Origin of the sequence: Burkholderia sp. Ac-20353, from assembly GCF_017104785.1 — a bacterium.
GTDB lineage: Bacteria > Pseudomonadota > Gammaproteobacteria > Burkholderiales > Burkholderiaceae > Burkholderia.
Genome location: NZ_JAAGPL010000011.1, coordinates 44,996 through 65,472, shown reverse-complemented (window position 1 = coordinate 65,472; position 20,477 = coordinate 44,996). Strand labels below are relative to the sequence as shown.

The window sequence follows — 20,477 nt, the reverse complement described above, 5'->3', positions numbered from 1 at the left end:
CCGGCGCGTCCGCCTCCAGCGTGACCTCGCCACGCTCAGTAAACAGCCTCCTCGACTACCAGATTTCCCGTATCGATTCGATCGGCCGACAGCGCAGTCAGATCGATCGTCTGGTACTCACCGAACGACAGAAGTTCGGCCATGCCACGGCCCACGCCAGGGCTATGCATCATTCCGTGACCACTGAATCCCGCGGCGACGAACGAATTCTCCGGGCCGCTTCGACCGATGAGGCCGTTGTGATCGAGCACGTTGTATTCGTAGTAGCCAGCCCACGCGTGTTCGACACGTAGTGCTTCGAAAGCCGGGATCCGTTCCGCGAGGGTCGGCCAAATAATGTCGTCGAACTCCGCGAAGTTGACGTCGAGCGGCAAGTCGTCGAGATCATGCTCGGCAGACGGCGACACGATGCACAGGAAGTGATTTTGCTCGCGCCTCAGATAGATACCCGAGGTGTCGATCAAAATCGGAAGGTCCGGTATTGCAGTGGGACAGGACACGACAAATGCGCAACGCCGGCGCGGTCGAATCGGTAGATCGACCCCGACCGTGCTCGCGAGCTTCGACGACCACGCACCACCCGCATTCACGAATTGATCCCCGGCAATCAGACGGCCATCGGTCAATTCGACATGCGTGATGCGATTGCCGGCCGTCCGGTATGCCGCCGCGTCACCTGTTACGAACTGGACGCCAGCTTCACGTGCCCGATTGCGATACCACTGCATCAGACTGTATCCGTCGAACCAGCCTTCTCCGGACAAACCCTCTGCTGCATATGCGAGATCGCTGACGTTCAACCACGGATAGCGCGCAATCAGCTCCTCCGGCGATCGCTCGGCGATGGCGACGCCCATCGACCGGGCCAGCGCAGTTCGCTTGCGCAGCACGGGCGCCTGGTCGGACGTACCAACGAACAGATAGCCGCAGTCGGTCAGATCGACGCCCGCGCCGAATCGCTCCTTGTCGCGTTCAATCGAACGCATGAACTCGTAACCGAATCGCGACAGCTGGATGCAGGACGGTGTGGAGAACTGTTGACGGATCGAGCTGGCCGACAGCGCCGACGATGCGATCCGGTATGTCGGATCGCGTTCGATCACCCAGATCTCACGATCGGTGCGACCCTGCTGGGTCAGAAAGTAGGCGATGGAACACCCGATACCGCCGCCACCGGTAATGACGATTCTTTCGCTCATGACATGCCTCTTGGTGATGCGTCGTGGTTCGATGCGTCAGATCGAATTCAGGCCAGCAACTTCGCGCATGCCGCCTCGATACGCTGGAGCGCTTCTTCCAGTTGCTCGACGGATGCGGCATATGAAAGCCTGAAATAAGGAGAAAGCAGGAACCCTGTCCCGGAGACGACTGCAACATTGGCATCGTCCAGCAGGTAGCGGACGAAATCCTGGTCGCTGCCGATGCGCGCACCGGACAACGTATGCCGCCCGATCAATTCCTGGCAGCCGACGAACGCGTAGAACGCCCCTTCCGGCTCGCGGCATTGCAGCCCGGGAATGCGACGCAACGCGTCAACGACCTGCTTGCGTCGCTGATTGAACGCGCGTAGCGACGTCTCGACAAACACCTGACTACCGGTGAGCGCTTCAACCGATGCGTATTGCGCGATGGACGTAGCGCTCGTGACGATCTGCCCCTGCACGAGATTCATCGCCTTGATGAGCTGCGCAGGCCCTGCTGCGTAGCCGATACGCCACCCGGTCATCGCATACACCTTCGACACACCATTGATGAGAAGCGTGCGTTCGTACAGGTCGGGGGCGACGTTCAGGATGTTGCTGAACGGGACGTCGATGTAAATCAGCTTCTCGTAGATGTCGTCCGACAGTACCCAGACATGCGGGTGCCGACGCAGCACGTCGGCGAGCGACATCAGTTCGTCGTGCGAATACACGGCACCTGTCGGATTGGATGGCGAATTCAGCATCAACCACTTGGTGCGTGGCGTAATGGCGGCCTCGAGTTGTGCCGCCGTGAGCTTGAAGCCTGCGGTTTCCGGGCACGGGACACAGACCGGCGTACCGCCCGACATCTTCACGATCTCGGGGTAGGACACCCAGCAGGGTGTCGGCACAATCACTTCGTCACCGACGTTCAGCGACGCAAAGAACGCCGCGAAGATCGCCTGCTTCGCCCCCGACGACACGCTGATACCCGCGACCGGGTAGATCAGGCCATTGTCGTTCGCGAGCTTCGCCGCAATTGCCTCGCGCAACTCCGGGATGCCCGCCGCCTCGGTATAGCGCGTCTTGCCGCTGCGCATTGCCCGAATGGCCGCCTCCTGGATGTTCTCTGGGGTAGCAAAATCCGGCTCGCCCTGCGACAGCGATATCACGTTCCGCCCAGCCCGGCGCAGTTCCGCTGCACGCGCGGCCATCGCCATCGTCTCCGCGGGCGCGATCTGCCCGATTCTGTCCGCAATGATGTTCATTTAAGTTTTCAGGTCCGGAAAAAAAACCGGCCCGGCGCATGGACGTACGCCGGACCGGGACATCAAACTTACAGACGCTCGGCGACAGCCTTGATCTGCATGAACTGAAGCAGGTAGTCCGGGCCACCGGTCTTCGTATCGGTACCGGTGAGATTGAAACCACCGAACGGCTGGATCCCGACGAGCGCGCCGGTGCATTTGCGGTTGAAGTACAGGTTGCCGACGTGGAACTCGCGGCGAGCGATTTCGATGCGCTCGCGGTCGTTCGAGAACAACGCGCCGGTCAGACCGTAAACCGTGTTGTTCGCGACCTGCAGGCCTTCGGAGAAGTCCTTCACGCGGATCGCCGCCACGAACGGACCGAACACTTCTTCCTGCGCGATGCGCGCAGTCGGCGACACGTCGCCGAAGATCGTCGGCTCGATCAGGTAGCCCGGTGCGTCGGCAACCTTGCCACCCGTCAGCAGCTTGCCCTCGCCGCGGCCGACGTCGATGTACGACTGGACCTTCTTGTACTGCATTTCGTTGCACACAGGCCCGAGGTTCGGGTTGTTTTTAGCCTCATCGACGACCAGCTTCTTCGTACGCTCGATCACGCGCTCGATCAGCGCGTCGTAAACGGAATCCACCACGATCAGGCGCGAGCAAGCCGAGCATTTCTGGCCCGAATAGCCGAACGCGGCCTGAATGACACCGGTTGCGGCATCGTCCAGGTTGGCGGTCTCGTCGACCAGGATGCCGTCCTTGCCCCCGAGTTCGAGGAATACGCGCTTGAACCACTTCTGGCCAGGTGCGAGCTTCGCGGCGGACTCGTTGATTGCCGCACCGGTCGCGAGAGAGCCCGTAAAGTTGACGAACCGGGTACGCGGATGTGCGACGAGATACGAGCCCACGTCGCGGCCAGTGCCAGGCAGATAGTTGACGACGCCCGGCGGCAAACCGGCTTCTTCGAAGATGTCGAAGACCTTCGACAGCGACACGACTGTGTCCTCCGCCGGCTTGCACACGACCGTGTTGCCGACCACGATCGCACCCACGGTCATGCCCGTCATCAGGGCCATCGGGAAGTTCCACGGCGAAATCGTCACGCCAGCGCCGAGCGGAATGTAGAAGCTCTCGTTCTCCTCGCCCGGATAGTGGATCAGCGAACCCAGTCCACCGACGTGGGTCAGCGCCTGTCGTGCATAGTACTCGGTGAAGTCGATCATCTCTGCGACTTCAGCGCTTGCCTCGACATAGTTCTTGCCGATCTCGTAGACGAGCCACGCTTCGAGCTCGCGCTTGCGGCGACGCATGATCGCTGCAGCCTTCAGCATCACACGCGAGCGATCTTCCTGCGTCCAGCGTTTCCACGATTCGAACGCCTTCCATGCCGCATCGAGTGCCGCATCGGCGTGCTGCTGCGTTGCCTTCGCCGAGTAACCGACGATTTCCGCCGGATTCGACGGGTTCGTCGAGACGAGCTTGTCGTCCGTCATGACGCGTTCGCCATTGATGATCAGAGGATACGTCTCGCCAAAGCGGGTACGTACCTTGTCGAGCGCACCGCGCATTTCGGCGACGGCGGCGTCGGTGTCAAAGAGGTCGAACGGCTCGTTCGCGTACGGTGCAATCAACATCGCTATCTCCTGTAGAGGGTAGTCGGATCGACGGAGGATTCGTTACGCTCCCCCGACGTTGAGCGGATTGTCGATCGACGAAAACGAGCCGTCTTGATTTGAGTCGAGATTATTTTGCGGAATTTTGCATAGTTACATCACTGAAACCGCACCATTAGACCTCTATACACACCTATTTATATGGTTAACTCGGAAATATAAGCCCGTAGATGGAATCCTTACTTTTGCGGATTTTTTCATGTTGCTATGATTCGCTCATCGGCACGCCAAAGCTAAGAGGCAAATCATGGGAATGCATTTCGATCTGGTCGATCTCCGCCTGATGAGCGCCATCGCGGAAACGAACAGCCTGACACGCGGCGCTGAGCGCTCGTGCATGTCGGTACCCGCCGCAAGCACACGCATCAAGAATCTCGAAGAGAGCATGGGCTCCAAGCTACTGTTCCGGACGAGTCAAGGTGTGACGCTTACCCCTCCCGGGCAGGCGTTCCTGCATCACGCGCGGCTCGTGCTGTCACAACTCGAAAACTTGCGCGGCGACATGCAGGAGTACGCGCGCGGCATCAAGGGTCACATCCGATTGTTCGCCAATACCACCGCGACAACGGAGTTCCTCCCTAACGACCTGCGAGACTTTCTTGCAACCCACCCGGACGTCAACATCGGCCTGAAGGAAAGACTGAGCCACGATATCGTCCGCGCGATCAGCGAAGGGTGGGCGGACGTCGGCATCGTGGCGGGAGAAGTCAGGACCGAATCGCTAATGACGCTGCCCTATCGCAGGGACAAGCTGATCCTCGCCGTCCATCCGTCGCATCCGCTGGCCGACCGCCAATCGATCCCCTTCGCAGAGACCACAGGGTTCGACTTCATCGGGCTCCCTGAAGCGAGCGCGATCCACACTTTCCTTAATCGAGTCGTCAACGATCTCCACAAGACACTTCAAGTGCGGATCGAAGTGGGCAACTTCGAAGCACTGTGCCGAATGGTCGAAGCGAACGTAGGGATCGGTGTGCTGCCATTCTCGTCGGCGGCACGGTATGCGCGGCTCATGAACGTCAAGCTCGTATCGATCGAGGATGACTGGGCAACCCGCAACCTACTGATCTGCATACGCAGTCTCGATCTGTTGCCGTCGTTCACACGTGAACTGGTCGATCAGCTCACCGGCAAAGCCCAGGACGACGACCATCTTCACGATGCGGCTCAGGTCACTGCAGCACCTTAAACACCACTTAAAGCCCCGTTTCCGAAGCACAAATTGTCGCCGGCAGTCCGGTGCGTCACTCTTGCAGCAACGACGCATTTTTGGAAAACCGACGACATGTCCGCAGAATTCGACAACCTTCGCAACTGGATCGGGCGGACGCAATCCGAACGCGAAACCGTCTCACCTCGACTCGTCGCACAGCTCGCCGCGTTGCTCGACCACGAAGCGACGCTCGAACCGGGCGATGCGCTTCCGCCGCTCTGGCACTGGGCGCTCTTTCCCGCCATTGCTCGTCAGTCGCACGTCGGCGTCGACGGCCACCCTACACGCGGCGGGTTCCTGCCACCCGTACCGTTGCCGCGCCGCATGTGGGCCGGCAGCCGGGTGCAATTCGAACGTCCGGTTCGAATCGGCCACGACGTCACTCGAACCTCGCAGATCGTCGATGTCGGCGTGAAAGATGGTCGCAGCGGACAGCTGGTGTTCGTTCGTGTTCGCCATCAGCTCGAAGATCTCGACGGCACGTTGCTGTCTGAAGACCAGGACATCGTCTACCGCGACGCACCTCGGGTACCGAGCTCCCCGGATAGCGGAATCGACGCGCCAAGCGACGGCACCTGGCGGCGCCTGATCGTGCCCGATCCCGTGCTGCTGTTCCGCTATTCGGCCGTGACCTACAACGGCCACCGGATCCACTACGACCGTCCGTACGCTACCGAGCAGGAAGGGTATCCCGCGCTGGTTGTCCACGGTCCGCTGACCGCCACGCTGCTCGTCGATCTCGTACGCCGCAACCTGCCGCGCGCACAGATCGCCGGATTTTCATTCAAGGCTATCGGCCCGCTCTTCGACAACGAACCGTTCTACGTGTGCGCAACCCACGACCCGACATCGCCCGAGATCCGCATCTGGGCTGAGAGCGCCCGTGGTCGGTTATGCGTCGATGGGCGCGTGACGCTGACCGAAGCCCATCCCGCCACAGGAAACTAAGAGGAGATTCACGTGTTGGATATCGCCGCACCGCACCAAGAGATTCGCGAGGCCATCCGCGATCTGTGTTCGAACTTCCCGTCGGAATATTTCCGCAAGATCGACGAGGAACGCGCGTACCCGGAGGCCTTCGTCCAGGCGCTGACCGATGCAGGTTGGCTTGCCGCGCTGATTCCGCAGGAATACGGCGGATCCGGTCTCGGCCTGACCGAGGCATCGGTGATCATGGAAGAAATCAATCGCAGCGGCGGCAACTCGGGGGCCTGCCACGGTCAGATGTACAACATGGGCACGCTGCTGCGCCACGGCTCGGCCGAGCAGAAGTCGAAGTATCTGCCGCAGATCGCCAGCGGCAAGCTCCGGTTGCAATCGATGGGCGTGACCGAACCCACAACGGGCACCGACACGACGAAGTTGAAGACGACAGCCATTCGCAAGGGCGATCGCTACGTCGTCAACGGACAGAAGGTCTGGATCTCGCGCGTCCAGCATTCCGATCTGATGATTCTGCTGGCTCGTACGACGCCGATCGACCAGGTAGCGAAGAAATCCGAAGGTATGTCGATTTTCCTCGTAGACCTTCGCGAGGCAATCGGCAACGGCATGACGGTGCGCCCGATCCCGAACATGGTGAATCACGAGACGAACGAATTGTTCTTCGACAACCTCGAGATTCCCGCGGAAAACCTGATCGGCGAAGAAGGCAAGGGCTTCAAGTACATCCTCGACGGCCTGAACGCCGAACGGACGCTGATCGCTGCCGAATGCATCGGCGACGGGTACTGGTTCCTCGACAAGGTCTCGAAGTACGTGAAGGAACGCGTCGTGTTCGGCCGGCCGATCGGTCAGAACCAGGGCGTGCAGTTCCCGATCGCGCGCGCCTACGTGAACGTCGAGGCCGCGAGCCTGATGCGCTACAAGGCATGCGAGCTGTTCGACGCGAAGCAGCCGGCCGGTGCGCAAGCCAACATGGCCAAGCTGCTTGCGGCCGACGCATCGTGGGAAGCCGCGAACGCATGCCTGCAGTTCCACGGCGGATTCGGCTTCGCTAACGAATACGACGTCGAGCGCAAGTTCCGCGAGACGCGCCTGTATCAGGTTGCACCAATCTCGACGAACCTGATCCTGTCGTACGTCGCCGAGCATCTGCTCGGTCTGCCGCGATCTTTCTAGGAGCGCGCCATGAAACCACTGACCGGCATCAAGGTCATCACGCTCGAGCACGCGATCGCGGCGCCTTTCTGCACACGGCAGCTCGCCGATCTGGGCGCACGCGTCATCAAGGTCGAGCGTCCTGGCGTGGGCGATTTCGCACGAGCCTATGACGAACGCGTCAACGGCGAAGCATCGCACTTTGTCTGGTGCAACCGTTCGAAGGAAAGCCTGACGCTCGACGTGAAGGCGCCGGATGCCAAGGCTGTACTCGGAAAACTGCTCGCAGACGCCGACGTGCTCGTGCAGAACCTCGCCCCCGGTGCAGCGGCACGCCTCGGCCTGTCCTACGACGCGTTGCATGCGTCTCATCCCGGGCTGATCGTCTGCAACATCTCCGGCTATGGGCCGGACGGTCCGTATCGCGACAAGAAGGCCTACGACCTGCTGATCCAGAGCGAATCCGGCTTTCTGTCCGTGACGGGTGGCGCCGATTCCCCGGCAAAAGCGGGCTGTTCGATCGCCGACATCGCCGCTGGCATGTACGCATACACCAATATCCTGGCGGCACTGCTCGAGCGATCCAAGACCGGGCTCGGCAAGGAGATCAACGTCTCGATGCTCGAAAGCATGGTCGAATGGATGAACTACCCGATGTACTACGCATTCGACGGTGCATCGCCGCCCCCTCGGGCAGGCGCGGCACACGCCACGATCTATCCCTACGGACCCTTCCTGGCCGGAGATGGCAAGTCGGTGATGCTCGGCCTGCAGAACGAGCGTGAATGGGCCGCATTCTGCGAGCACGTCCTTCATGTACCGCAACTGGCGGAAGATCCTCGTTTCAATTCGAATGCGAAGCGCGTGGCGTCACGCGATGCGCTGTGCGCGATCATCGTCGATGCATTCTCGAAGCTCACTGCGGCGGAAGTCGTTGATCGACTCGACACCGCACAGATCGCCAATGCCCACATGAACGAGATGGCCGACGTCTGGGCGCATCCGCAGCTTCGCGCGCGCAATCGGTGGGTCGAAGTCGATTCTCCTGCCGGCCGCATCCCGGCGCTCCTTCCGCCCGGCGTCGATCACGCGGAAGACGTTCGCATGGATGCCGTCCCCGCCCTGGGGCAACACACCGATGCACTTCTCCACGAACTCGGTTTCACCGACGCAGACGTTCGCAGATGGCGCGACACGCGCGTGATCTAACCCGCAACCGCAAGCGACTCGAACATGACCCATACCCAAACTCTCGCGAACTTCGCGGCACAACTCCGCTTCGACCAGATTCCCGTCGACGTGATTCGTCGCACCGAAGACCTTTTCCTCGACTGGTACGGCTCGGCACTCGCGGGCCGTGGCGCCCGCCCGGTGGAAACCATCCACGAGCTCGCGTTCAAGTTCGGGCCCGCATCCGGACCGTGCGAAGTGCTGATTTCGCGGCGCACGACAAGCTCGTTTTTCGCTGCGCTGGTCAATGCGGCCGCCTCGCACTTTGCCGAGCAGGACGATCTCCACAATAGTTCCGTATTGCATCCGGCCACGGTCGTCTTTCCCGCTGCATTGGCCGCCGCGCAATCACTCGGGCGCAGCGGAAAAGAGTTCTTGACCGCATGCGTCGCGGGCTATGAAGTCGGCGTGCGGGTCGGCGAATTCCTTGGCCGCTCCCACTACAAGACGTTTCATACCACCGGTACCGTCGGCACGCTTGCTGCCGCTGCAGCAGTCAGCCACTTGCTGAACCTTGACGGTGAACAAATGCTGCACGCGTTCGGCTCGGCCGGTACGCAAGCGGCGGGTCTGTGGCAATTCCTCAAGGATGCGGCAGATTCGAAACAGTTGCATACGGCAAAGGCCGCAGCAAGCGGCCTTTTCGCGGCCTATCTCGCGGCAGAGGGTTTCACCGGCGCGGCAGACATTCTCGAAGGCGAGAAGGGAATGGGGGCGGGGATGTCAGACCAGACGTACCCGGACAAACTGGTTGATCGGCTCGGCACACGCTGGGCACTGGCCGAAACCTCGTTCAAGTACCACGCGTCGTGCCGACACACCCATCCGGCTGCCGACGCGTTGTTGCAAATCATCGAGCGCAATGCGCTGAAGCCGGACGACATCGAACGCGTGGTCACGCACGTTCACCAGGCCGCAATAGACGTCCTCGGGCCGGTCGTGAATCCGCAGACGGTCCATCAGGCGAAGTTCTCGATGGGGACGGTGCTCGGCCTCGTAGCGGCCTACGGGCATGCCGGCGTGCGCGAGTTCGACGCACATTACGCGTCACCCGACATCGTGCGCTTCCGCGACAAGGTTCGAATGGAACTCGACCCGGAAGTCGACTCCGCCTATCCGGCACGCTGGATCGGCAAAGTCACCGTGACGACGAAGGACGGCCGCACCCTGGAAGGTCGCGTCGACGATCCGAAGGGCGACCCCGGCAATACGTTGTCGCGTGCCGAACTGGAACACAAGGTTCGCACGCTCGCGCTGTATGCCGACGCGGCAACCGAAGCCGAAGTCACCGAATCGATCGGGAAGATCTGGGCCATCGCTGACGCCAAGGTCGTTCCGTCACTGCTCGCCTCACGCAACCCGGAGAATCGACATGTCTGAGCTCGCACCCCGTTCCTATCTGTTTGTTCCCGGTAATCGACCGGATCGCTTTGCGAAGGCCGCCGCCTCGGGCGTCGACGTCGTGGTGATCGACCTCGAAGATGCGGTGCCGCCCGCCGAGAAGAAGGTCGCACGCGCCGCGCTTGCCGAGTGGCTGGCAACCAACGACACACCGGTCGCCGTACGCATCAACGACGTCAACAGTGAATGGTTCCGCGAAGATATCGCGCTGTGCCGCGCACCGTCTGTCAAGACGGTCATGCTGCCGAAGACCGAGCGCATCGACGACATCTTCCTCTGTGAGTTCGCCGGCAAGCCGACCGAAGTGCTGCCGATGATCGAAACAGCGCAGGGTTTCCGCAATGTGGTCGCTATCGCGCAGCACCGACTGACGACTCGCCTCGTGTTCGGCAATATCGACTGCCAGCTCGATCTGTCGATCGACGGCGACGACGAGCAGTTGCTGTACTTCCGGTCGCACATCGTGCTGGCGTCCCGCCTCGGCAACCTGCTGCCGCCCGTCGATGGTGTGAGCCTCGCACTGGATGATCCCGCGCAGATCGAGCGCGACACGCTTCGCGCGAAGCGGCTAGGCTTCGGCGCCAAGCTCTGCATTCACCCTAAGCAGGTACAGGCGGTCAATGCCGCGTTCCTGCCGACGGAAAAAGAGATCGAATGGGCGCGCAAGGTTGTCGATACAGCCGGCGCATCGCACGGCGCTGCCGTCGCAGTCGACGGGCGCATGGTCGACCGTCCGGTCATTCTCAAGGCGCAGGAAATTCTCGCGGAATCGCAACGACGTGCGGTGGCCGCGCCCTAACCGAATGGAGGCAGGAACGATGGAACGCTTTGAAATGGTCATCGGCGGACGAAACTGTCCGTCGTCATCCGGCGATTGGTTCGAGACTGAAAATCCGTACACCGGCGAACCGTGGGCAATGGTTGCGAAAGGCACCGCCGCCGACGTCGACCGCGCTGTCCAGGCCGCACACACGGCCTTCACGTCCGGCCCGTGGGCACAAATGACGCCGAGCCAGCGCGGCCAACTGCTGCATCGTGTCGGCGACCTGATCGCTCGCGACGCGAAACGGCTCGCCGAACTGGAGGTGCGTGACAATGGCAAGCTGATGGCCGAAATGTATGGCCAGTGCCAGTACATCCCGCAGTGGTACTACTACTTCGGCGGCCTGGCCGACAAGATCCAGGGCGCGGTGATTCCGCTCGACAAGAAGGGCTACTTCAATTTCACGCGCAACGAGCCGCTCGGAGTCGTCGCCGCGATCACGCCGTGGAACTCGCCGCTACTGCTCGCCACATGGAAGATCGCGCCGGCGCTCGCGGCCGGCTGCACGGTCGTGATCAAGCCGTCCGAGTTCACATCGGTGTCGACGATCGAGTTCGCGAAACTGTTCGAAGAAGCCGGCTTCCCGCCGGGCGTGGTGAACGTCGTCACCGGATTCGGTGCGGACGTCGGTGCGCCGCTCGTCGAGCATCCCCTCGTCAAGAAGATCACTTTTACGGGCGCCGATTCGACCGGGCGCGCAATCAACGAAGCCGCGGCACGGCAGTTCAAGCACGTGAGCCTCGAGCTCGGTGGCAAGTCGCCGAATATCGTCTTCGAGGATGCTGATCTCGACGACGCGGTGAATGGTGCCGTTTCAGGGATCTTTGCAGCAACGGGGCAGACCTGCATCGCCGGCTCGCGGCTACTGGTTCAGGAAAGCATCTATGACTCGTTCGTCGAGCGCCTGCTGGCACTTGCCCGCACTGCGAAGATGGGCGATCCCGCATCGCTCGAGACGCAGGTTGGTCCGGTGACTACCCGTCCGCAATACAAGAAGGTGCTCGCGTACATCGACATCGCGAAGGAAGAAGGCGCGAAACTGCTGCTCGGCGGCAAGCCCGGCAGCGACCAGGCGTGTGGCAACGGCTGGTTCGTCGAACCGACGATCTTCGGCGACGTGCGCAACGACATGCGGATCGCGCAGGAAGAAGTGTTCGGCCCGATCCTGTCGATCATCAAGTTCAGGGATGAAGACGACGCGGTGCGCATCGCGAACGACGTTCGCTTCGGGCTGGGCTCGGGTGTCTGGACCAAGGACATCGGCCGCTCGCTGCGCGTCGCGGAACGCATCCAGGCGGGCATGGTGTGGGTCAACAGCTATCGCGCGGTGAGCTACATGTCGCCGTTCGGCGGGTACAAGGATTCCGGGCTCGGGCGCGAGAACGGCATCGACGCGATTCGCGAGTATCTGCAGACGAAGAGTGTGTGGATCAATACGGGTGTGAAGACAGCCAACCCGTTCGTCATGCGGTGATTCGGCGGGGTGGGCGGGGCGCTGCCCCGCCTAAGAAAGAACGACGAAATCCTCGCCATTTCCCAAACACATCACGCCTCAATCTCTTTCGCGCCAGGCTTCCGACGTTATATATCGGAACACCCCAACTCAGTTCCTGCTGCTCGGCCTCCTAACGACCGACCCATCCCCCTGAGCAAACGAGCAGCCAACGCTATCGCGCGTACTTGAACGTCCCCTGTGCGGTAGCGATCAGGATGCGACCGTCAACCCAGGCCTCGCCACGACAAAAGTAAATCGATTTGCCTTTACGCTCGAGAATGCCCTTGGCCGTGACCTGCTGCCCGATGCCACGGTCCAGGTAGTTGATCGTCAAGGACAGCGTGAAGCCGTGAACCGTTTCGCCCGAGTCACTGTGCAGCCCGGCATAACCACAGGCCGCATCCAGCAGCGTCGCGACGGCGCCTCCCTGCAACACGCGTTGCCGGTTCAGATGCGTCGCGCTGATCGGCATCGTGATCTCCGCAAATCCGTCTTGCCATTCGGTCAAGGTCGCACCCAACGCTTCGAGAAACGGATTATCGAGTTCGTGGCGGATCATCGGATCACTCCATGCGTGAAGTACGCGCGCTACCTTGGTGAGTGGCGGCGGAAAGGGAGATCGGAGGGGATACGTTCTGACAGGGCAACGACATTCGAACACGTCGCCGCATTTCCTGAAAGGATAAAAAAACGTGCCGCCCGTCGGGCGGCACAAACGACGAATGTCTCCGTTCCGTGCCGATCAATTCCGGCACTGATCGGATGGCCCCATCGTCGTAGCCAAGAGCACAAGTGTGCGCGGGTCGACACGCGACACCGAAAGGCCTTGTCTTACTCTTTTCGTGCGCGAACCTGAAGATTGACGCCGGCGCCCGCTTTCGCCGTATCGAAATACGTGAAACCACTGCCGTCCGGCAACCGCCCGCGACCGAGTACCTCGATGCCCGCCCCGGTTGCAACGGCTTCCGCTGCGTCGACATCCGGAACCGCAAACCCGAGATGGAACACGCCTTCACCGTGGCTTTCCAGAAAGCGCTTTTGCGGCGTGTCGCCGTCGCCCGGTTCGCAGAGCTGGAACTGAACGTTGTCGACGTTCGCAAACTTGTATTTCAACTTCAGAAAAGCGTCGCGATCGTAGCCGTCGAGCTTGAACGCATCGAGTGGCGGGAAGTCCGTCCACGGGCCGATGCCGGCGGATTCGTAATACGCGGTGGCCGCATTCATGTCGCGAACAACGATACAGACGTGATGCAGTTTCCGGAAAATGTCGGGTTTGCTCATGTCGACACCAGTCGAAATACGAAAGGAAAGCAAATGAGACCCGTGCGACGCGAATTCCTCCCGTCACACCAGTCCATCCATTCAGCCAAACTTGGCGACGTTCGGTGCCGTAAATTGGTCCGCCGCCTCTTCCCGGATTTGTCCGGCACCCGGGTTCCATTGGAAGCCCGACCGGGCGATCACACCCGGCTTCAGACGTTGGTCTGTACCGTAATCCTCGAACGGATGGAAGAACAGCGACGGCGTCTGTTCGAGCGTTCGCAGCCGTTCTTCGTACGACGCCAGATACGCCGCCCGCTCCTCTGCCGACACGCGCGCTGGCATCCACGACACGTGCGGCGGCAGCACGTCGAAACCCAGGTACTTGAAGATCCCGTTATGGATCGGCCACAGCAGGTGGTTGATATCGCCGTCGACGCCATCCGGCTCGTACAGGCTCGACGCCGTACCCGTCGTGGTCGAGATCATCGCCTTGCGCCCCTTGAACATGCCGGTATCGTATTTGCGCCCGGTCGCGTATGCGAAGCCACGCGTCATCACGCGATCAACCCAGCCTTTCAGGATCGCCGGCATGCCGAACCACCACATCGGGTACTGGAAAATGATCAGGTCCGACCAAAGCACCTTCTCTTGCTCGGCGACCACATCCGGCGTCGGCTTCGACGTCGCAAACATGTGTTCCTGCTCGGCTGACAGGTCCAGGTAATCGGAGTTCGCACGCGGACCGGTGAAATCATCCAGACCGAGATCCGGCCGCCATTTCATCTGATACAGATCCGACACGCGGACCTCGTGTCCGAGCGCGGTCAGCGTCGCGACAGCCTTGTCCTTCAACGCACCATTGAACGACTTCGGTTCGGGATGGGCAAAGACGATCAGCACCTTCATGTTCTTACTCCGTCAAGATCGATCGGGACACATGTCCGACATGAACACCGGAGCGCCGTAGCTCCGATCTGTTGGCGTCAATTCTGAACCGGTTCTCGTCGGCCGTCTTGTGACAGAGCGGTAACTTTTTGCGGAATTTTGCACAGTCGCGCGATGCAAACCAAAGTATCTCGATTGTCGCGCCTGCATTCGTCTGAATCGGCAACACCAGGCTATACGGAGTCGTGCACAGTCGACGGGGCAGTCGGTACTGCTACGTCGCCCCGCCGATTGACCGGCACCGGCGCCCCTGGCCCCGGTGCGATCGGTCACGCCGCGTCGAGCTGTGCTGTATCGCCCTCCAGATACGCCGCACGCACGGCCGGATCCGCCAGCAACGAAGGCCCGTCTCCTTCGAGCGCGATGTGCCCGTGTTGAAGGACGTACCCCCGATGGGCGACTCGCAGTGCATGATGAGCATTCTGCTCAACGAGCAGAATCGTCATCCCATATTGCGTGTTGAGTTCGCGGATCACCGAGAAGATCTTCTTGATGTAGATCGGTGCCAGGCCAAGCGACGGCTCGTCGAGCAGCAGCAACCGCGGATGCGACATCAACGCCCGTGCGATCGCCAGCATCTGCTGTTCGCCGCCGGACAACGTTCCGGCACGTTGGGACGCCCGGCTGCCGAGAATCGGGAACATCCCGACCATTCGCTCGATGTCCTGCGACGTCTGCCGATCCCGGGATGTATCCCCCATCAGCAGGTTCTCCATCACCGTCATGCGCTGAAAAATACGTCGCCCTTCCGGGACGATCGCGATATCGAATTTCGCGATCTCGTGCGACGGCCGCTTGGTGATGTCGCGTCCTTCGAACACGATCGAACCGCCGCTCGCGCGCGGATAGCCAAAGATCGTGTTCATCAGCGTCGACTTGCCGGCGCCGTTCGCACCGATCAACGTGACGATCTCTCCCTCGTTCACCTCGACGTTGACGTGATGCAATGCCTGCACGCTGCCATAGTGCGCGGACAATTCCGAAATCTTGAGCATGAAAGAATTCCTCGCGTAGTCAGGCCTGCTGGTCCGATGTTTCGCTTTCCTCTTCGCCGAGGTAAGCGGCAATCACGTCAGGATTTGCCTTCACCTCGGCAGGGGTGCCCTCGGCAATCTTCTTGCCGTGATTGAGCACGACGATGTGATCGGATACCTTCATGACCACGCTCATATCGTGCTCGATGAGCAACACGCCGATACCCCTGTCTCGAGCAAGAGACGAAAGCAGCGCGGTCAATGCTGCGGATTCACGCGGATTCAGCCCAGCAGCGGGTTCGTCGAGGCAAAGCAGAATCGGATCAGCACACATCGCGCGAGCAATCTCGATGCGACGCTGAACACCATACGGCATGTCGCCTGCCGGCTTGTCGGCAAGGTCCCGCAGATTGAGTCGCTCGAGCCATTCCATTGCCTTCGCAACGGCATCGCGGCTGGCAGAGCGATATCCGCGCAGGTTAAGCGCACCGGAAATCGAAAAGCGCGACGCCTTCTGGAGCGCGTTGTGCTGGGCGATCATCAGGTTCTCCAGCACGGTCATGCGCGGAAAGAGTCTGATGTTTTGAAAGGTCCGTACCACCTGCCCGACACGTGCAACGTCCGCGTTTCGCATCGCATCCAGGCGCAACTTCCCGCGCGTGGGATGCTCCAGGACAATCGCGCCCGACGTTGGCTTATAAAAACCGGTCAGGCAATTGAAGAACGTCGTTTTGCCTGCGCCATTCGGACCGATGACAGAGGTCACCTCGCCGGCGCGCGCGGTCATCGACATATTTTCGATCGCGCGAAGCCCACCGAACTGCATCACGATGTTTTCGACGTGCAGTAGCGGTCCGCGTTCGCCGGGGGATTCGCTCCGACCCAATCCAGCAGGAGCGCTTTCAAAAATCAGCGGCGTCATCGGATCCATCACTTGCCCTCCGCAGGTGCCGTGATCGTTGCGCGACGGTGACTGATCAGCCCACCGGGCCGCACGATCATGATCAATACCATCGCAAGACCGAACAACAGCATTCGATATTCAGAGAAATCTCGTCCGAGCTCAGGAAGCACGACGAGCACGGCGGCCGCGAACACGACGCCAAGCTGGCTGCCCATGCCACCGAGGACGACGATCGCAAGAATCGTGGCCGATTCCGAAAACGTGAAGCTCTCCGGGGAAATGAAGCCCTGGCGCGCGGCGAAAAACACACCGGCAAATCCAGCGAGCATCGCTCCGATCGCGAACGCGGACAACTTGATGTTCGTTACGTTGAGCCCCATCGCCTTGCAAGCAATCTCGTCCTCCCTGATCGCTTCCCATGCCCGACCGACAGGCAGCCGGCGCAGGCGGGAAACAAACAGGTTCGTAAGCAGCGCCATCCCGAGGATGAGGTAGTAGAGAAATACGATCCGCTGCTGCGGCGAGTATTCGATGCCGAACAGACTGGAGAAGGTCGGACCGTCTGCCGACGCTTGCATCGCCAGCCCGAAAAACGTCGGCTTCGGAATCGACGAGACACCGTTCGGCCCACCGGTAACGTCACCCCAGTTGATCAGTATGAGCCGGATGATCTCTCCGAAGCCGAGCGTGACGATCGCGAGATAATCGCCTCGCAACCGCAGCGTCGGATAGCCGAGGATCATCCCGAAAGCGGCGGCGAGGCCGCCCGCGATCGGCAGGACTTCCCAGAATCCGAGACCGAAATGGGTCGACAGCAATCCGTACGAATAAGCCCCGACCGCATAGAACGCGACATATCCCAGATCGAGCAGACCTGCGAGGCCGACAACCACGTTCAGTCCCCAGCCGAGCATCACGTAGATCAGCACTGTCGTCGCCGTATCGACAACGTAGCGATTGCCGGAGAACATCACCGGCAACACGACCGCGAATGCGACGGCACACGTCCCGATCCACGTCAGCCTCGACGAGGACGCCGTAGCCTGTTTGCCCTTCTGAACGCGACTCTTCCGGACAATCGCAACATATTCCAGCAGACACTGCAGTGCCATGCGCCCGACAAACGCGGCGATCACGAACGCACCGAGCAACGGCCAACGGGTCTGCACCTGAAGACCGCCTGAGCCGTCGTGCGTCGTCAGCCCGAGCATCGGCAGTCCGACGACTGCGGCGACAATCGCTGCGCCCAGCGCATCGCGAATGCGAAACGGAAGATTGACTTGCTTGGACATCGTCGTACTCATCAGACTTTCTCCACCTCTGGGCGGCCGAGCAGCCCGGACGGCCGGAACATCAGGAACACGATTAGAATCACGAACGTCGCCACGTCCTTGTATTCCGGCGACAGATAAGCGGACCAGAACGCCTCGATCAGGCCGATAATGACCCCGCCCAGCATCGCGCCGGGAATCGAGCCAATACCGCCAAGCACCGCCGCCGTGAATGCCTTGATGCCGGCAATGAAGCCGATCGAGAAGTCGACGACACCGTAATAGAGCGTGACCATCACGCCGGCGACAGCGGCAAGTCCGGCGCCAATCATGAACGTCACTGAAATGATGCGATCGGCGTCGTAACCCAGGAAACGCGTCATGCGTTGATCCTGTTCGCACGCGCGTTGCTGTCTGCCGAACGACGTTTTGTGGATGAACAACGTGAATGCGCTCATCAGCGCAATCGTCACGATGACGATCAGGATCTGGATGTTCGACAGATAAACATCGTGACCCGCGCTGCCCATCGGTATGTTGATGCCGCCTGTAACGACAGGTTGAACCGACTTGACGCGTGCGCCCTGCGTGAGTTGCACCATGTTCTGCAGGAAGATCGACAAGCCGATCGACGAAATCAGCGGCGCAAGACGATTCGAGCCGCGCAGCGGGCGGTAGCCGACCCGCTCGACCGTCCAGCCGAACGCAGACGTCAGTACGATCGCGACAATCAGCGTCACGCCAATAGCGAGCACCACAGAAGAAACGCCGCCCGAGCCGAGCAGCGTAAGGCACGTCACGGCAATGAACGCGCTCACCATGTAGATGTCTCCGTGAGCGAAGTTGATCATGCCGATGATGCCGTAGACCATCGTATAGCCGATTGCGATCAGACCGTATATCGCCCCCAAGGTCAAACCGTTGATCAGCTGCTGTAACGCCTGACTCATAGCCTCTCCGATACATCTCGTTGCAGCGCGGCGGCCCGCCCGGTGCGACCCGCCGCGCCCTTCATGCGATATGCGTTGCCGTCCGCATCACTTGACGTAGTCGTAGCTGTTGCCGTTCCATCTGTAGACGACGTAGCCCGGATTCTTCAGATCTCCTTTCGAATCGAACTTCAGCTGACCGACGACGGTGTCGAACGTACCGTCATGGAGTTGCTTCACTACAGCGGCGTAGTCGGTGCTCTTCGCACGCTTCGCGGCATCTGCGTATGCCTGCATAGCCGCGTACGAATAGAGCATGTAACCTTCGGGCTCGATCTTCTGTGCGCGGAAGGCAGCGACGACCTTCGATGCAGCCGCGCTCTTGCGCGGGTCGGGCGGGAACGTGAACAGCACCTTGTTGATCTGCGGGCCTGCGGCATTGACCAGCTCGTTGTTGCTGAGCGTGTCGCCGCCGATGACCGTCAGATCGAGACCGGCCTGCGCAGCCTGGCGCAGAATCAGCGCAACCTCCTGGTAGTAGCCGCCGTAGGCCAGAAGTTGAACACCGGCGACCTTCATCTTGCTGATCAACCCGGAGTAATCGCGCTCGCCCGCCGTGATGGACTGGCGCAATGCGACAGGCGTCTGCTTGGCCGCGAGCCCTTTTGCGATTTCGTCGGCCAGACCACCGCCATATGCGGTTTTGTCGTCGCTGACGCCAATCTTCTTGCCTTTGAAGTGGTCCGCGATATAGGCGGCCGTAACGGAGCCCTGCTGATCGTCGCGCCCCGTAATGCGGAACAAGCCCTTGATTCCGCGCTCCGTGATCTTCGGGTTCGTCGAAACGGTGATCTCGGGAATCTGCGCATCGTTGTACACGTCGGACGCCGGCAACGTCGAACTGGAACACCAGTGGCCGTTGACGAACGCGACCTTCTTGTTGACGAAGTCGTTGGCGACCGACACCGCCTGCTTCGGATCGCACACGTCGTCGCCGACGATCAGGTTCAGCTGTTGGCCCAGAACGCCACCAGCCGCATTGATGTCCTTCACCGCCTGCTCGGCGCCCTTCCTGAACTGCTCGCCGCCCGATGCGTACTCGCCCGTCATCGGTCCGGCGACTGCAACGTTGAGACTCGCGCTTGCCGATGCGGCATAAAGCAGCGCCACCCCGCCGACGCCGATTGCCGCACTCATCCCATTCAACATTTTCCGGCCATTCATAACCATCTCCAAAGAGCAGGCTTCGATGTGGGGCATGCCTTGGTCATTGGCCGCCACCGTCGTGTGACACTCATGCCGGGGCACGAGTGATCGAAGGTTGCCTACGCCAAAAACGGCTCGGAATTTGATTGTGCGAAACCGGGGGTTAGCTGCTGTCTAAATATGCAGTGTTCCAGCCACAGTGCGCGGAATGGCGCCGAATGCCGGCAGCTGAACCCTAGGAGTTAATGTGTTTGAGGGTTGACCCCTATGCGGCCGTACTCGGCGCCTCGAACCGAAAAGCCAGGTCAAGCCTGCGGAGAAGCAGATGAAGAGTCTTCGATACACCACTCATCGATTATCGGATGGCCTCTCTGCACGCGATCAAGGAGACTTCGATCGAATATCCACTGGCCGTTCTTATCAATATTGCGTCCGTGGACACCCATGCCGATGCCGTGCCGACGGCATGGCGGGACCGCATTGTCTGCTTTGCCGTAAGCCTGCTTGATGGCGAGGCTCACGTGATCCGATCCGAAGCGCCCTGAGAGTCATCGTCTGACGGACGGTCGAGTAACGCGACAACGTCTGCGAGCGTGCCCTACGGCGGGAAAGA

At 60.8% G+C, this 20,477-nt stretch carries 19 protein-coding genes; 8 read left to right on the top strand and 11 right to left on the bottom strand.

Features of this window, described 5'->3' with window-relative positions; translation table 11 throughout:
* Positions 1–35: 35 nt before the first annotated feature.
* From G3N94_RS05320 to pruA, 3 genes are all read right to left on the bottom strand, one after another.
* Positions 36–1,199: an FAD-dependent oxidoreductase gene (locus tag G3N94_RS05320; protein ID WP_205791052.1), complete on the bottom strand. Its 1,164-nt coding sequence runs from the start codon at positions 1,197–1,199 to the stop codon at positions 36–38.
* Positions 1,200–1,246: 47 nt separating this feature from the next.
* On the bottom strand, positions 1,247–2,452 hold the full coding sequence (locus G3N94_RS05315) for a pyridoxal phosphate-dependent aminotransferase (RefSeq protein ID WP_205791051.1): 1,206 nt from the start codon (positions 2,450–2,452) through the stop codon (positions 1,247–1,249).
* Between the two features lie 68 nt (positions 2,453–2,520).
* Positions 2,521–4,071 carry an L-glutamate gamma-semialdehyde dehydrogenase gene (gene pruA / locus G3N94_RS05310; RefSeq protein ID WP_205791050.1) on the bottom strand — a complete coding sequence of 517 codons (1,551 nt, stop codon included), beginning with the start codon at positions 4,069–4,071 and terminating at the stop codon, positions 2,521–2,523.
* Between the two features lie 286 nt (positions 4,072–4,357).
* Between pruA and G3N94_RS05305 the strand changes: the two genes are divergently transcribed.
* The 7 genes from G3N94_RS05305 to G3N94_RS05275 are packed head-to-tail and all read left to right on the top strand — an operon-like array spanning position 4,358 to position 12,351.
* Complete coding sequence (locus G3N94_RS05305; RefSeq protein WP_205791049.1) at positions 4,358–5,299, top strand: LysR substrate-binding domain-containing protein; 942 nt, start codon at positions 4,358–4,360, stop codon at positions 5,297–5,299.
* 33 nt (positions 5,300–5,332) lie between these two features.
* Positions 5,333–6,271 (top strand): MaoC family dehydratase N-terminal domain-containing protein, encoded by a 939-nt coding sequence (locus G3N94_RS05300; protein WP_241021606.1) that lies wholly within the window; start codon positions 5,333–5,335, stop codon positions 6,269–6,271.
* Between the two features lie 15 nt (positions 6,272–6,286).
* Positions 6,287–7,444, top strand: a complete 1,158-nt coding sequence (locus G3N94_RS05295; RefSeq protein ID WP_205791116.1) for an acyl-CoA dehydrogenase family protein — start codon at positions 6,287–6,289, stop codon at positions 7,442–7,444.
* Positions 7,445–7,453: 9 nt separating this feature from the next.
* The gene (locus G3N94_RS05290; protein WP_205791048.1) at positions 7,454–8,632 is read left to right on the top strand and encodes a CaiB/BaiF CoA-transferase family protein; all 1,179 of its coding nucleotides are present in this window, start codon (positions 7,454–7,456) and stop codon (positions 8,630–8,632) included.
* 24 nt (positions 8,633–8,656) lie between these two features.
* Entirely contained in the window at positions 8,657–10,033 is a 1,377-nt protein-coding gene (locus G3N94_RS05285; RefSeq protein ID WP_205791047.1) for an MmgE/PrpD family protein, read from the top strand.
* Entirely contained in the window at positions 10,026–10,853 is an 828-nt protein-coding gene (locus G3N94_RS05280; RefSeq protein ID WP_205791046.1) for a CoA ester lyase, read from the top strand. The genes G3N94_RS05285 and G3N94_RS05280 overlap by 8 nt, the downstream gene beginning before the upstream one ends.
* A 19-nt stretch (positions 10,854–10,872) precedes the next feature.
* Positions 10,873–12,351 (top strand): aldehyde dehydrogenase, encoded by a 1,479-nt coding sequence (locus G3N94_RS05275; RefSeq protein ID WP_205791045.1) that lies wholly within the window; start codon positions 10,873–10,875, stop codon positions 12,349–12,351.
* Positions 12,352–12,544: 193 nt separating this feature from the next.
* On the opposite strand, the gene G3N94_RS05270 is transcribed toward G3N94_RS05275, so the two are convergent.
* The 8 genes from G3N94_RS05270 to G3N94_RS05235 all read right to left on the bottom strand — a co-directional run bounded on the left by G3N94_RS05270 (position 12,545) and on the right by G3N94_RS05235 (position 19,855).
* Positions 12,545–12,931 (bottom strand): PaaI family thioesterase, encoded by a 387-nt coding sequence (locus tag G3N94_RS05270; protein WP_205791044.1) that lies wholly within the window; start codon positions 12,929–12,931, stop codon positions 12,545–12,547.
* Between the two features lie 272 nt (positions 12,932–13,203).
* Positions 13,204–13,653: a VOC family protein gene (locus tag G3N94_RS05265; RefSeq protein ID WP_205791043.1), complete on the bottom strand. Its 450-nt coding sequence runs from the start codon at positions 13,651–13,653 to the stop codon at positions 13,204–13,206.
* An 81-nt stretch (positions 13,654–13,734) separates the two neighbouring features.
* Positions 13,735–14,541 (bottom strand): NAD(P)H-dependent oxidoreductase, encoded by an 807-nt coding sequence (locus tag G3N94_RS05260; protein WP_205791042.1) that lies wholly within the window; start codon positions 14,539–14,541, stop codon positions 13,735–13,737.
* A 308-nt stretch (positions 14,542–14,849) separates the two neighbouring features.
* Positions 14,850–15,575 carry an ABC transporter ATP-binding protein gene (locus G3N94_RS05255; protein ID WP_205791041.1) on the bottom strand — a complete coding sequence of 242 codons (726 nt, stop codon included), beginning with the start codon at positions 15,573–15,575 and terminating at the stop codon, positions 14,850–14,852.
* 19 nt (positions 15,576–15,594) lie between these two features.
* Positions 15,595–16,380 (bottom strand): ATP-binding cassette domain-containing protein, encoded by a 786-nt coding sequence (locus G3N94_RS05250; protein ID WP_241021615.1) that lies wholly within the window; start codon positions 16,378–16,380, stop codon positions 15,595–15,597.
* 104 nt (positions 16,381–16,484) lie between these two features.
* Positions 16,485–17,762, bottom strand: a complete 1,278-nt coding sequence (livM, locus tag G3N94_RS05245; protein ID WP_205791040.1) for a high-affinity branched-chain amino acid ABC transporter permease LivM — start codon at positions 17,760–17,762, stop codon at positions 16,485–16,487.
* Positions 17,762–18,679 (bottom strand): branched-chain amino acid ABC transporter permease LivH, encoded by a 918-nt coding sequence (locus G3N94_RS05240; protein WP_205791039.1) that lies wholly within the window; start codon positions 18,677–18,679, stop codon positions 17,762–17,764. The genes livM and G3N94_RS05240 overlap by 1 nt, the downstream gene beginning before the upstream one ends.
* An 87-nt stretch (positions 18,680–18,766) precedes the next feature.
* Positions 18,767–19,855, bottom strand: coding sequence for a branched-chain amino acid ABC transporter substrate-binding protein (locus tag G3N94_RS05235; protein ID WP_241021605.1), 1,089 nt, complete (start codon positions 19,853–19,855; stop codon positions 18,767–18,769).
* A 371-nt stretch (positions 19,856–20,226) separates the two neighbouring features.
* On the opposite strand from G3N94_RS05235, the gene G3N94_RS05230 reads away from it, so the two are divergent.
* Complete coding sequence (locus G3N94_RS05230) at positions 20,227–20,409, top strand: hypothetical protein (protein ID WP_205791037.1); 183 nt, start codon at positions 20,227–20,229, stop codon at positions 20,407–20,409.
* Positions 20,410–20,477 lie beyond the last annotated feature (68 nt).

What these genes read in the sequence shown, in the direction of transcription:
- livM (WP_205791040.1), bottom strand. Translation starts at nt 17,762, where the DNA reads ATGAGTACGACGATGTCCAAGCAAGTCAATCTTCCGTTTCGCATTCGC.
- G3N94_RS05240 (WP_205791039.1), bottom strand. Translation starts at nt 18,679, where the DNA reads ATGAGTCAGGCGTTACAGCAGCTGATCAACGGTTTGACCTTGGGGGCG.
- G3N94_RS05230 (WP_205791037.1), top strand. Translation starts at nt 20,227, where the DNA reads ATGGCCTCTCTGCACGCGATCAAGGAGACTTCGATCGAATATCCACTG.
- G3N94_RS05280 (WP_205791046.1), top strand. Translation starts at nt 10,026, where the DNA reads ATGTCTGAGCTCGCACCCCGTTCCTATCTGTTTGTTCCCGGTAATCGA.
- G3N94_RS05265 (WP_205791043.1), bottom strand. Translation starts at nt 13,653, where the DNA reads ATGAGCAAACCCGACATTTTCCGGAAACTGCATCACGTCTGTATCGTT.
- G3N94_RS05250 (WP_241021615.1), bottom strand. Translation starts at nt 16,380, where the DNA reads ATGCAGTTCGGTGGGCTTCGCGCGATCGAAAATATGTCGATGACCGCG.
- G3N94_RS05275 (WP_205791045.1), top strand. Translation starts at nt 10,873, where the DNA reads ATGGAACGCTTTGAAATGGTCATCGGCGGACGAAACTGTCCGTCGTCA.
- G3N94_RS05255 (WP_205791041.1), bottom strand. Translation starts at nt 15,575, where the DNA reads ATGCTCAAGATTTCGGAATTGTCCGCGCACTATGGCAGCGTGCAGGCA.
- G3N94_RS05290 (WP_205791048.1), top strand. Translation starts at nt 7,454, where the DNA reads ATGAAACCACTGACCGGCATCAAGGTCATCACGCTCGAGCACGCGATC.
- G3N94_RS05260 (WP_205791042.1), bottom strand. Translation starts at nt 14,541, where the DNA reads ATGAAGGTGCTGATCGTCTTTGCCCATCCCGAACCGAAGTCGTTCAAT.
- G3N94_RS05235 (WP_241021605.1), bottom strand. Translation starts at nt 19,855, where the DNA reads ATGAGTGCGGCAATCGGCGTCGGCGGGGTGGCGCTGCTTTATGCCGCA.
- G3N94_RS05285 (WP_205791047.1), top strand. Translation starts at nt 8,657, where the DNA reads ATGACCCATACCCAAACTCTCGCGAACTTCGCGGCACAACTCCGCTTC.
- G3N94_RS05305 (WP_205791049.1), top strand. Translation starts at nt 4,358, where the DNA reads ATGGGAATGCATTTCGATCTGGTCGATCTCCGCCTGATGAGCGCCATC.
- G3N94_RS05315 (WP_205791051.1), bottom strand. Translation starts at nt 2,452, where the DNA reads ATGAACATCATTGCGGACAGAATCGGGCAGATCGCGCCCGCGGAGACG.
- pruA (WP_205791050.1), bottom strand. Translation starts at nt 4,071, where the DNA reads ATGTTGATTGCACCGTACGCGAACGAGCCGTTCGACCTCTTTGACACC.
- G3N94_RS05270 (WP_205791044.1), bottom strand. Translation starts at nt 12,931, where the DNA reads ATGATCCGCCACGAACTCGATAATCCGTTTCTCGAAGCGTTGGGTGCG.
- G3N94_RS05320 (WP_205791052.1), bottom strand. Translation starts at nt 1,199, where the DNA reads ATGAGCGAAAGAATCGTCATTACCGGTGGCGGCGGTATCGGGTGTTCC.